The sequence below is a fragment of the Marinomonas posidonica genome (assembly GCF_043643765.1).
Taxonomy (GTDB): Bacteria; Pseudomonadota; Gammaproteobacteria; order Pseudomonadales; family Marinomonadaceae; genus Marinomonas; species Marinomonas posidonica_A.
Genome location: NZ_JBHZSP010000003.1, coordinates 329,098 through 341,833, shown reverse-complemented (window position 1 = coordinate 341,833; position 12,736 = coordinate 329,098). Strand labels below are relative to the sequence as shown.

Here is a 12,736-nt window from a genome sequence, read left to right as displayed (position 1 = left end):
GCCTGAGTCCGATAGCGTATCGGAATCAGGCCTTGAAAGCCGCTTAGAACAGAGTCCAACTTTATGGGGTCAGTTCATTTGATGCAATCAAAACGGGCTTTTTTACGCAATCGTCATGCCAAACGCCGATGAGATAAACAAGGCATTTTATCTCGGCATTTCACTAAATCCGATTTGTGAATTTGTTGTACAAAATAACCAGGTTCTTCAGACAAAGATAACTGCTTCTCTCCGAAAGGGGAATATATACAACTATGACCATATGTTTGACGTTTCTCGTTATGCCAACCACATTGATTCACCCCTAACACATAGCACTGATTTTCTATCGCGCGAGCCGCTAATAAAGTTGCCCAGTGAGCTTTACCAGTAACATAAGTAAATGCCGCAGGTACTAATACCAGTTCCGCCCCCTGCTCTGATAGCTGACGATATAGCTCGGGAAAACGCAGATCATAACAAATACTTAAGCCAACTTTAAAACCATCAACGTCCACTACTTTTGGTAATAAATCGCCCGGTTCAATCACCTCAGATTCCAAATAAGAACCCGCCTTATCGTCGACTGTAACATCAAACAAATGAATTTTATCGTATCGTTCTAGTAAATCTCCATCTGGCCCAATCACCCACAAGGTTTGACGAACTCGTCCAGAAGGTACAGATTGACCCGACTCCGTTTGAATGGATGGATGCGAGCCGATCACCAAATAAATATTCAACGCTTTGGCCAGCTCAGACACCTCTGTCAGTATTTGTTGCTGAACATCAGATTCGGCAAGACGTCGCATGCCTTTTCCATCAAACAAAAAGACATTTTCTGGCAACACTACCAGACGCGCGCCGTCTTTGGCAGCTGCGGAAACAAGACGTTTTACTTCTAAAAGATTTTCATGCCACGTATTACTACTGGTCAATTGAATGGCGGCGACAGATAAGCTTTCCATTAATTTTTCCTTTCTTTTGGCTTATAGCGAACTGGTGTCATTTCTGGCTCACTAAACGAACCTTTCACCTTATATTGAACACTGGTTACTTTTGAAATTTGATCACCAATAAGCTTATCAGTAATAAACAACAAACCGGCTAATTGCGGTGTCCCCCAAATCAAACCCGCTAAAGGCAAGGTGCCAGATATTGGGAAAGTGGCCGTCAAGGTTTCATCCAGCGTTTCATCCACAATATTAGCCGTACCGGACAAATACAATTCTGCCGTTGGAGAAATAATGGAAATCGGCTTTTTGGTGGTTAATACACCATCCTTCAATATCATCTCGCCTTTGAACTCATCATAAGTTAAACCTGGCTCATAAATATCAGAAAAATCCAGAGTCAAACGTCGACTCAATGCACCAACATTAAAAATACCCAATGCTTTCAAGAAAGCGGGTAACTCATCCACCTGACTGAAATTGCCATCTTCGGCTAAGAATTCAATGCGACCCGTTACCGACTCTCGGTCAAAATGGAATGGATGACCATGCCAATTTAAAGCCACATTAATGTCAAACGAATCCGATGACACAAAAGCATCATTTGAGAACTTACCGGTCAACTCTGCCAGATTCTTACCTTTCGAATTAATAATAAATTCAACGCTCGAACTCGGACCAGAATCCTGCCAGAACAAACTAGCATTAAAATCCCCTGTTTTCAGCTTGGTTGATATAGGGTCAAGCCTCAAGACGTCACCTTGTTGAGAGATTTTTAATTGCCAATCACCATAGGGTTTTTCGTTTAAATACAACTCATCCACAGATAAAGTCATACTCGGTATATCCTTTGCCGCAAGCGGTGCCTGATTCATTTTATTCACATCAAGATCACGCTTAGTATGCAAATCGTAACCATTAGTCTGAAGCGTATCTTCTTTTGCAAAACGCCAACTGAGGAAACCGAAATGCAAATCTGGTTTACCATTAATATCTCGTAAGCTGAAATTGACTTCGTCAGAATTTACCAACAATGCTTGATTTTGTGATACGTCGTAACGAATTTTAAGATTATTCCATTGATTGTTTTCGTTGACATCAAGCTGATCAATGATTAAATCAATGCTTGAAAGCCAAGGTGGAGGTCCAGGTTCTTGTTTTCTAGACGCCTCTAACTCTTTGTGTAAGCCAAACATCATATCCTGCCAAGCGGAAACAGACAGGCTCTCCATCTCACCTCGAATAACTAAACCATTAGGGATGTTTTTGGCGAAAGACATCGTTTTAGTTGTGCTTAATAGTAGCTCTCCTCCCGTAAATTCGCTGCCCTGAACTAAGAAACGCCCCTGAGAAAGACCATCATAATCAACATCAACAACCAAATCTTTCTCATGCTGCATTAACTTAAGGTCCAATGATTTACTGTCTACGGCCGCTTTTCCGACTGGCGCAGGTAATGAAATTTCCACCCCCTGCAAATTACTTTTAATATTAAGATCCACCTGGCCATCTTGTGATTGATTGACGGCTAACTTGCCGAGATAGCGAGTGGAACCAGATATCTGATTAATAAAAGCCTCTGGAAATTTGTGCCATCGAGCAATTAGCCGAGGCTGAACCTCACCAGAGAAGTTACCTGAGACCGAGATACCTTGCTCCGTTTGAGCTGAAGATAAGGTTAAATGAGACTGACCACCAAATAAAACAACGTCAAATTCAGAGCCTAATAAACCGTTTTCTGAATTGTATTTGAGTTGACCTTTTTCAATATCGAGACTCAAACCGATATCCCCAATGTTTAATGGATTCTGAGCAAAGTCCACCTGTAAATCGACGTTAGGCGTAAGCTGTTCATTAAATGGAATCGAAATATCGAATCGTCCATTTATATCACCCGCCAATTGCCAATTCTCAAAAGGTTTCAACACAGAGTCGGCCAACGGGCTTGCAGACAACATAGAAAGCACATTTTGCGACTCTTCCCGCATCTCACCCTTAATGTTTAACCAATCCGCTTTACCATTCACAACGGGGACGGAAATAGCTAGGTTTGAGACTGGCAAACTTTGCATCATAGCGGAATCAACTTGAACAAGAACGCCGGATTTATCCAACTCAAAATGACCATTCACCTTACTTGCGGTCGGCCAATTTTTATCAAAGGTTAAGGATAAATCACTCACGTCCATCTGGAGTCGAACATGGGAATCATAGTTATCCGACAAATTACTGTGTATTAGCAGATCAAAACTGTCTACTTGACCAGCATTTGCAAAAGATTCTTCTAACCATTGATTAAGGTCTTTATTAAGCACATTGGGTGGCACATAAGTCAAACGATCGATCACTGGAAGGTTATTACCATGTAAATCCAGTGCAATCCAGTCAGGCAGGTCCTGACGAACCTCTAGGCGAAAGCCACCTTGAACATTCGCCCCATTTCGCTCAATCATTAAATCTTGCCCGGCAACCAAATAAATATCTTGTTGCTTTTGCCAGCGAACATAACCCGATACAGACTGAGTTAACCAAGCATCATCATAAAGTTCATCAAACGCCAATTGACTATCATGACCAATGAAGTCGATGTAACCACTGGTATCCGATAAGCCAAAAACGGCATCAATATTATTGGCTCTCGGTATGCCATTATGCCCTTCAACAGAAGCCGATGCTAAATTGGTTACCAACTCAAAATGAGGTTCATCATTATTAAAATCTAGCGTTAAACGCCCGTTTTTAGCAGTACCTCGTGGTGCCAACCCCGACAAAATTTTATACGCTCGAGTCTCGTCTGGTAATACTTGTCTTGCCAGTCCAGTCATCAACTCAAGATTGAGTTGATCGAAAGATAAAGTGGCTCGACGGGTTAAGTCAGACCAATTAAGTGCTAAAGTGCTAGCCGCATAAGAGATCCCATCCGTATCAGCAAACGTAAGATCTTGGACCTCTAACTTAACACTCGGCTTGTCCAATTTAAGCTGCAAATTGGCCGCTGCAGACACACGGTACTCCTCACCATTTTGAAAACCTAACTGCAACTTCGTTGACGCTAATTGAGCGGAGATTTCTTTGCCAACCAAAGCATTCAACCAAATATTACCACCGAAACGAGCCGTTTTGAGCGCTGGAATCTTATCTGACAGCAGCGCCGAAACCGGCAAATCAACCACAGGCATTGTTATCTCAGCATTTACTCGGTAATGCCCTAAAAAACCTAATGGCTCTTCGATCCTTGCATTGACTTGAAAAGGCTCTTTGCCATCGTCCAAATAAAATGTCGAGGTTAACAGTGACTCAAATTGTTTTTGAAAAAGATAAATTTCAGGAAAGGCAATGCGATGGAAACCTAGGCGCTCACTGTGCAATTGTAAACGAGCTTCTTGAATGGAAAAATTTTTCTGAGCGGATAAATAGCCTAATACCCTTTCTAGACCAATCTCATCATTGACTTGTTGTTTTGCCTCAGCGCCATTTAAACGCCATTGTCCATCCGTCTCCTGCAAGGAAATGACGGGGTTAACAAAGCGAATATAGGTGAACTGAGGCTGCAACGTAAGCAATGAATGGATGGTATCAATGCGTACTCGCACTTCATCGATATCAATCGCTGGCGTGCCATTTGCCGTCAGTCGAAAGTCAGACACCGAAAAAATCGGATCGACACCCTCTAACGTACCATCCACCGGACCTAAACTGACAGGATAGCCCGTTATTTGCGTCAGGTTGCGTTCGATCTGAGGACGATAATTGTCCAAATACGGCAACAAATAACCAACACTGGACGCAAACACAGCCAGTATGATGGAAAATGTAACAAGCCCCCAAAAACAAAACAGGGTTAGCTTGCGGAATATCCAACTCATGTTAAAAAGCCATTCAATTAGCGAAGCACAACATCATATTGATCTTGCGTATAAACAGAGTCAACCTGAAAGCGAATAGTTTTACCAATGAACGCTTCTAATTCGGCTACAGCCGCACTTTCTTCGTCTAAAAATCGTTCTACCACAGAAGTGGATGCCAAGACAGTATAAGTTTGTGAGTCATAAGCACGATCAGCCCGTAGAATTTCACGAAATACTTCGTAGCAAACCGTTTCTGGTGTTTTCACCAAACCACTGCCTCGACAGGCGCGACAAGGTTCACACAAAGTCTGACCAAGGCTTTCACGAGTTCGCTTACGCGTCATCTCGACTAAGCCAAGCTCAGAGACACCTGTAATCTTCGTCTTCGCGTGATCGGTATCTAGTACCTTTTCAAGCATACGTAACACTTGGCGCTTATGCTCTTCGTCTTCCATATCAATGAAGTCGATAATGATGATGCCACCAAGGTTTCTAAGCCGTAATTGACGACCAATGGCCGTCGCGGCTTCGAGATTTGTCTTATAAATGGTTTCTTCAAGATTTCGACTACCAACAAATGCACCAGTATTCACATCAATGGTGGTCATAGATTCAGTTTGCTCAACCAATAAGTAACCACCAGACTTAAGCTGGACTTTTCGATCTAAGGCTTTGTGGATTTCATCTTCAACACTGTATAAGTCAAAAATGGGACGTTCGCCAGGATAATACTCAATTCGTCCAACCAATTCTGGGATAAAATCATCCGCAAATGAGCGTAATTTCGCATAATTCTCTTTAGAATCTATGCGTATTTTTTCAGTTGTTAAACTAACTAGGTCTCGCATAGTACGAAGATGTAACGGCAAATCTTCATAAATAACAGACGGTGCTTTAGCGTTTTTCATACGGCGTTTTACCGATTGCCAGAGGCGCGTAAGAAACTTAATATCCGCTAGTATCTCTTCTTCTCCAGCCCTTTCAGCCGCCGTCCGTAAAATATAACCACTATTTTCATCCGCATCGGTCAAAGCTTCAGAGACTAATTGCTTAAGGCGATCACGCTCTTGCTCATCTTCAATCCGTTGACTTACTCCAACGTGCGATTGATCTGGCATGTAAACTAAATAGCGAGAAGGGATAGAAAGATGAGTGGTTAAGCGCGCCCCTTTACTGCTAATCGGGTCTTTTGTGACCTGCACAACTAATGGTTGACCTTCACGAAGGTAGTCACCTATTTGATCACTCGGGTTCACCGCGTCTCGATCAGCCACTTCCGAAACATGGATAAACGCAGCTCGCTCTAAACCGATATCAACAAAAGCCGCCTGCATTCCAGGTAAAACTCGAACCACTTTACCCTGATAAATATTACCAACAATACCCTTACGACTAGAACGCTCAATGTAAACTTCTTGCAATACCCCATTTTCAACAAGGGCAACTCGAACTTCCATGGGAGTGACATTAATGAGCACGTCTTCACTCATGAGACATCTCCTCTAAAGAATGAATTCCAAACTGTGACAATAGCTGTGCACATTCAAACAAGGGCAAGCCAACAACTGCCGAATAAGAACCACACATCGACTCAACAAACACAGAGCCATGCCCTTGAATTGCATAAGATCCAGCTTTATCTTGCGGCTCACCACTACGCCAGTATTGTTCGATCTCAAGGTCCGAAATAGCTCGAAAGGTCACCTCTGTATTTACACAGGTCGACACTTTATGCTCGCCCGATAAATCCATGAGGCACAAAGACGTCATAACTTGATGACTTCGTCCAGATAACATACGCAGCATTTGCTTTGCATCATCAAGATTAGCAGGCTTACCTAAAATGTGATGATCGACCACTACACTGGTGTCTGAAGCCACAAAAATAACAGAGGATGGAATCGAAGCATGGAAAACAGAGGGGAATGTAGCGGCAGCTGCAATGGCTTTTTCTTCCGCCATTCTTAGCACATAATCTTGTGCTATTTCCTGACCCAGTGGTGTTTCGTCTATGTCTGCTGGCAGGACCTCAAACTCTCTCACTAAGAGACTTAACAGCTCTTTTCTTCTGGGGGAGGCCGAGGCCAATACAAGCATAAAAATGTCCTATTTAAATTATCTAATCGAATAAATGCGCCGTACACTGCGTAAAATAATAAAAGACCAAGGCCATAACAGACCGGTAACTACAGCAGGCATAAAAATTAATAAAGTAGGCTCAGCATAGCCCAAATAATGATCAATCCAAAAATCGACCAGTTGGTTTACACTCACCAAAACAGCAACAAAAACCCCCTGCTGCCAACGGTGATACATTCTCAATCTTTGATAAAACAGAGCGCAAGTATAAGAAATAATGACATAAGTCAATGAGTGCTGACCAATAATACCACCTTGCAGCAAGTCCACCATTAAGCCCAGCACCCAAGCTAAGCCAACACCAACGCGGAAAGGTAAGGCGATTACCCAATATAGAATCACCAACAGCGCCCATTCAGGACGAAACCATAAAAACTCTTCAGGGAATGGAATCGCCTCTAACATCAAGGCGGTCAACAAGGTAATCATAAAGACTACTAATGGTTTCATTATCGCCCTGCCCCAGATTTTTCAATTAACATGACATGTCTACTTCGGCCTAACTGAGCCAAAGGAACAACGTCAACACTAGCATAGGATTGACCAGACAATAATTTGACGCTTTTTACGACACCGACAGGGTAACCACGAGGAAAGCGTTTATCCAAACCGGACGTAGTTAATACATCGCCTTTTTTAATATCGATTGAACGGGGGACACTTAACAGCTCCATGCGTTTCAAGTCTCCTGTTCCCTTGAGAATACCGCGAAAACCGGTTCGGGCAAGCTGGACTGGAACAAAATGACTGGCATCCGCAATCAGTAGCACGCGACTACTGTAGGCGGCGGTTTCAATGACTTGCCCCAGCACACCAGTGGCGTCCAACACGGGTTGACCAACATAAGCCCCAGACGAAAAGCCTTTATCAATCATAATTCGATGGCTGTAGGCATTCTGATCGAAACCAATTACCTCAGCCATGACAATCTTTTCATCAACCCGTTGCGAAGCATCAAGCAATTCACGCAAACGCACGTTTTCAGCTTGTAATGACTCAAGTCGCTGTTGCTTACTGCGCAACACCAAAATCTCAGACAATAACGCCTGATTCTCTTTTACCAAACCTTCACGACTTTCTAGATGCTCGCCAGCCCAGTAAAAAATTTTCTTTGGCGCGTTTACCACCTCCTGTATCGGCGTCACAATCAGGCTCAAATACGGCCTAACTTGAGAAAATACAGCATAGCGGACATCAGCAACGATCATGACAATAGACAAGATAACAAGCACCACAAATCGAGCGCTTGATATCTTACCGCCAAAAAGAAGCGAATTATTAATGTGAAGCTCCTAACCTTTACTCGTTATCAGCAGTAAATAGTTCAGAGGCATGCTTATCCATTAATTCCATCGCCATGCCGCCACCGCGGGCAACACAAGTCAATGGATCATCTGCAATAATCACAGGCAAACCTGTTTCTTCACTGATCAAACGATCAAGCTCGCGAAGCAAAGCACCACCACCAGTTAGTACCAAACCCGTTTCGCCAATATCAGCAGCCAATTCTGGTGGAGATTGCTCTAACACACCTTTCACGGCTTGAACGATTTGCGCCAATGGCTCCTGTAGTGCTTCCAAAATTTCATTGCTGTTTAGAACAAATGAACGAGGAATACCTTCTGCAAGATTTCGACCACGAACATCAATTTGCAACTCTTCTCCAGTTGCATAAGCCATACCGATTTCTTTCTTGATACGCTCAGCCGTAGCGTCACCAATCAGGCTACCATACTGACGACGTACATAAGTTGTAATCGCCTCATCAAAGCGGTCACCACCAACACGAATAGATTCCGATGTTACGATACCGTTTAGAGAAATAATGGCGATTTCAGTGGTACCACCACCGATGTCAATCACCATAGAACCTGATGCTTCTGCAACAGGAAGACCAGCACCAATCGCTGCAGCCATTGGCTCTTCAATAATATACACTTCACGAGCACCAGCACCCAACGCGGATTCTTTAATAGCACGTCGCTCTACTTGAGTAGATTTACAAGGTACACAAACCAATACACGTGGGCTTGGTTTCAAAAAACTATTTTCATGTACTTTCGAAATAAAGTACTGCAACATTTTTTCTGTTACATGGAAATCTGCAATGACACCATCTTTCATTGGTCGAATCGCAGTAATGTTACCAGGCGTACGACCTAACATGCGCTTAGCATCCGTTCCCACAGAAGCAACTGTCTTTTGGTTTCCGTTATGACGAATAGCAACCACAGAAGGCTCATCCAGAACAATTCCGCGATCACGAACGTAAATAAGGGTATTTGCCGTTCCTAGGTCAATAGACAAATCGCTTGAAAACATTCCCCTGATTTTCTTAAACATGAATTATTACACCCTAATAAATACGATACGAACAGCTACAAAATGTAACAATCACTCGACCAATGGGCAAGCAATTCCCGTTAAATAATAAAAATCTTCTGATGAATCAATCTAAAACAGGTTTATTGGCCCGTGTTTTCAAATAAAACTCGGTTTTTCACTGAGTTAGCTTTATAGGCATGCAACTAAAGGATACAATCGAGGCATTTACGACAATCGAAAGAATCAGGTGGAACATGTCCATAGACAAACAAGACGTGCAGAAAATTGCACACTTGGCTCGCCTTGCCTTAACGGAGGCAGATGCCGAACAATATCAGCAATCACTTTCCAGCGTTTTATCTCTTGTTGAACAGATGCAATCTGTCAATACAGATGGTATCGAACCCTTGTCCAACCCCCTTGAAATGACGCAGCGTTTACGTGACGACGTGGTAACAGAAGACAATCGCCGTGACGATTTCTTAGCGAATGCACCGCAAACCGAAGCGGGCTTATTCCTTGTACCTAAAGTGATTGATTAAGAGAGACAAGCATGTTTGACCAAAGCATCTCGACGTTAGCCGCACAGTTGCGCAATAAAGACATTTCCAGCGTTGAATTAACACGCTACTTTTTAGACCGAATCACTAAGCTTGATCCTCAGCTTAATAGCTACATCACACTCAGTGAAAACGTTGCTCTAAAACAAGCCGCTCATGCGGACACGCAAATTCAAAACGGCGATGCCAGCTTACTTACCGGCATCCCGATTGCTCATAAAGACTTATTTTGTACCGCTGGCACGCTAACAACCTGCGGCTCAAAAATGCTTAACAACTTCATTCCGCCTTACGAGTCAACGGTTACTAGCCGATTACAGAATGCTGGCGCAGTCATGCTGGGTAAAACTAACATGGACGAATTTGCCATGGGCTCTTCAAATGAAAACAGCCATTACGGTGCGGTTAAAAACCCTTGGAACCTAGACACGGTTCCTGGCGGCTCTTCTGGTGGCTCTGCTGCAGCCGTAGCTGCGGGCTTAACCATTGCAGCAACAGGCACTGACACTGGCGGGTCCATTCGCCAACCGGCGTCATTCTGTGGCATCACAGGTTTGAAACCAACTTACGGTCGTGTATCTCGTTTCGGCATGATTGCTTACGCTTCTAGCCTCGACCAAGCAGGCCCAATGGCTAAAAGCGCGGAAGATTGCGCACACCTTATGCAAGCCATGGCCGGATTTGATGATAAAGACTCAACCTCATCTGAAACGCCAAACGATGATTATCTAAGCAACTTGAATACCCCGCTAACTGGCTTAAAAATTGGCCTACCAAAAGAATATTTTGGTGACGGATTAGATGCTGGCGTGGCAGATGTCATCATGGCCGCTGTGAAAGAGTTCGAAAAACTTGGTGCAAAAGTCAAAGTGATTTCTCTACCAAATCTTAATTTGAGCATTCCATCTTACTATGTGATTGCACCATCTGAAGCCTCTTCCAACCTTTCACGTTTTGACGGCGTCCGTTTCGGCCACCGCTGTGAAGACCCGAAAGATTTGCTTGATATGTACATGCGCTCAAGAGCAGAAGGCTTTGGTCAAGAAGTTCAGAAGCGCATCATGGTTGGTACCTATGCTTTGTCTGAGGGCTATTACGATGCTTACTATTTAAAAGCACAAAAGATTCGTCGCCTAATCAAACAAGACTTCACCAATGCTCTACAGGAAGTTGATGTCATCATGGGCCCTGTTGCACCAACAACCGCCTTTGGCCTTGGCAGCAAAACGAACGACCCGGTTGCCATGTACTTAGAAGACATCTACACCTTGTCAGTCAACCTAGCTGGCATTCCTGCCATGTCTATTCCGGCAGGTTTCTCAAACAACATGCCTGTTGGCTTACAAATCATGGGCAACTATTTTGCAGAAGCCAAGCTGTTAAATGTAGCCCATCAATACCAGCAGAACACCGACTGGCATCGACAAACACCTGACATGGCAAAAGGAGCATAAAGATGAATTGGGAAGTTGTTATTGGTCTTGAGATTCATACCCAGCTCTCAACCAAATCAAAACTGTTTTCTGGTGCTGCCGTGGGTTTTGGTGCAGAACCCAACACTCAAACCACGCTAGTTGATCTCGGCATGCCTGGCGCACTGCCCGTGTTTAACAAAGAAGCTCTACGTATGGCGGTTATGTTTGGTCACGCGATAAATGCAGAAATTGGCATGACGTCTGTTTTCGCTCGTAAAAATTACTTTTATCCAGACCTTCCTAAAGGTTACCAGACCAGCCAAATGGACCACCCCATCGTAGGCAAAGGCTACCTAGATGTTACCCTTGATGACGGCACCACATCACGCATTGGCATCACTCGTGCCCACTTGGAAGAGGATGCGGGCAAGTCGTTGCACGAAGATTTTCATGGCATGACAGGGATCGACTTGAACCGCTCCAGCACACCACTGCTGGAAATTGTGTCTGAACCAGACATTCGCTCCGCTAAAGAAGCCGTGGCTTATGTCAAAATGATTCACTCTATCGTCACTTATTTGGGCATTTGCGATGGCAACATGGCAGAAGGTTCAATGCGTTGTGACATCAACTTATCCCTGCGCCCTAAAGGCCAAGAAGAGTATGGTACTCGAACGGAAATCAAGAACGTAAACTCTTTCCGCTTTATCGAAAAAGCCATCTACACTGAGATCGAGCGCCAATCAGACATCCTAGAAGATGGCGGCAAGATCGTTCAGGAAACACGTCTGTACGATCCTGAAAAAAATGAAACTCGTAGCATGCGCTCAAAAGAAGATGCTAACGACTACCGTTACTTCCCTTGTCCAGATTTGCTACCGATTGAGCTAACAGAAGACTACGTTGAAGAAATTCGACAAACATTACCAGAGTTACCCTCTCAAAAAGCGGCTCGCTTCCAAAGTGAATACAAATTGAGTGAGTACGATGCCAATGTTCTGTCCTCCTCACGCGCTATGGCCGATTATTTCGAAACGGCTAATAGCCAAGTCAAAGATGCGAAACTAACGGCCAACTGGGTCATGGGTGAACTCAGCAAAACTCTTAATCAAGAGCAACTTGATATCACACAATCCACTGTTTCGGCGGAAGCATTTGGCGAACTATTGATTCGCATTAAAGACAATACAATCAATGGCAAAACAGCTAAAGATGTCTTTCAGGCGATGTGGCTAGGCGAAGGCTCTGCAGATCAAATCATTGACGCCAAAGGTCTAAAACAAGTCACCGATACAGGCGCCATTGAAAGCATGATCCAAACCATCCTGGATGCCAACCAAGCTCAGGTGGAGCAATATCGTGCTGCAGATGAAGACAAACAGAAGAAAATGATTGGCTTCTTTGTTGGTCAAGTCATGAAAGCTTCGCAAGGCAAAGCCAACCCAGGGATCGTCAACCCTATCTTGGCTAAAATGCTGAAAGGGTAACATCTCACCCTACTTTAAAAACAAAAACGC

At 43.8% G+C, this 12,736-nt stretch carries 10 protein-coding genes; 3 read left to right on the top strand and 7 right to left on the bottom strand.

Annotation, left to right across the window (positions count from 1 at the left end):
• Window positions 1-113: 113 nt before the first annotated feature.
• From ACHUFM_RS05485 to ACHUFM_RS05455, 7 genes are all read right to left on the bottom strand, one after another.
• Window positions 114-947, bottom strand: coding sequence for a carbon-nitrogen hydrolase family protein (locus ACHUFM_RS05485; RefSeq protein ID WP_394180324.1), 834 nt, complete (start codon window positions 945-947; stop codon window positions 114-116).
• Complete coding sequence (locus ACHUFM_RS05480; RefSeq protein WP_394180322.1) at window positions 947-4,798, bottom strand: YhdP family protein; 3,852 nt, start codon at window positions 4,796-4,798, stop codon at window positions 947-949. Before ACHUFM_RS05480 ends, ACHUFM_RS05485 begins: the two co-directional genes overlap by 1 nt.
• A gap of 17 nt (window positions 4,799-4,815) precedes the next feature.
• Entirely contained in the window at window positions 4,816-6,270 is a 1,455-nt protein-coding gene (gene rng, locus ACHUFM_RS05475) for a ribonuclease G (protein ID WP_394180320.1), read from the bottom strand.
• Window positions 6,263-6,877 (bottom strand): Maf family protein, encoded by a 615-nt coding sequence (locus ACHUFM_RS05470; protein ID WP_394180318.1) that lies wholly within the window; start codon window positions 6,875-6,877, stop codon window positions 6,263-6,265. Before ACHUFM_RS05470 ends, rng begins: the two co-directional genes overlap by 8 nt.
• Window positions 6,878-6,895: 18 nt before the next feature.
• Complete coding sequence (gene mreD / locus ACHUFM_RS05465) at window positions 6,896-7,369, bottom strand: rod shape-determining protein MreD (protein WP_063333318.1); 474 nt, start codon at window positions 7,367-7,369, stop codon at window positions 6,896-6,898.
• Window positions 7,369-8,151 carry a rod shape-determining protein MreC gene (gene mreC, locus ACHUFM_RS05460; RefSeq protein ID WP_245931965.1) on the bottom strand — a complete coding sequence of 261 codons (783 nt, stop codon included), beginning with the start codon at window positions 8,149-8,151 and terminating at the stop codon, window positions 7,369-7,371. The genes mreD and mreC overlap by 1 nt, the downstream gene beginning before the upstream one ends.
• Window positions 8,152-8,218: 67 nt before the next feature.
• Window positions 8,219-9,262 (bottom strand): rod shape-determining protein, encoded by a 1,044-nt coding sequence (locus ACHUFM_RS05455; protein ID WP_063333319.1) that lies wholly within the window; start codon window positions 9,260-9,262, stop codon window positions 8,219-8,221.
• A 236-nt stretch (window positions 9,263-9,498) separates the two neighbouring features.
• On the opposite strand from ACHUFM_RS05455, the gene gatC reads away from it, so the two are divergent.
• Genes gatC through gatB form a run of 3 tightly spaced genes read left to right on the top strand, consistent with a single transcriptional unit; the run spans window position 9,499 to window position 12,706 of the window.
• The gene (gene gatC, locus ACHUFM_RS05450; protein WP_394180315.1) at window positions 9,499-9,786 is read left to right on the top strand and encodes an Asp-tRNA(Asn)/Glu-tRNA(Gln) amidotransferase subunit GatC; all 288 of its coding nucleotides are present in this window, start codon (window positions 9,499-9,501) and stop codon (window positions 9,784-9,786) included.
• A gap of 11 nt (window positions 9,787-9,797) precedes the next feature.
• Complete coding sequence (gene gatA / locus ACHUFM_RS05445) at window positions 9,798-11,258, top strand: Asp-tRNA(Asn)/Glu-tRNA(Gln) amidotransferase subunit GatA (protein WP_394180313.1); 1,461 nt, start codon at window positions 9,798-9,800, stop codon at window positions 11,256-11,258.
• A gap of 2 nt (window positions 11,259-11,260) precedes the next feature.
• Window positions 11,261-12,706, top strand: coding sequence for an Asp-tRNA(Asn)/Glu-tRNA(Gln) amidotransferase subunit GatB (gene gatB / locus ACHUFM_RS05440; RefSeq protein ID WP_394180311.1), 1,446 nt, complete (start codon window positions 11,261-11,263; stop codon window positions 12,704-12,706).
• The last annotated feature ends 30 nt before the right edge of the window (window positions 12,707-12,736 follow it).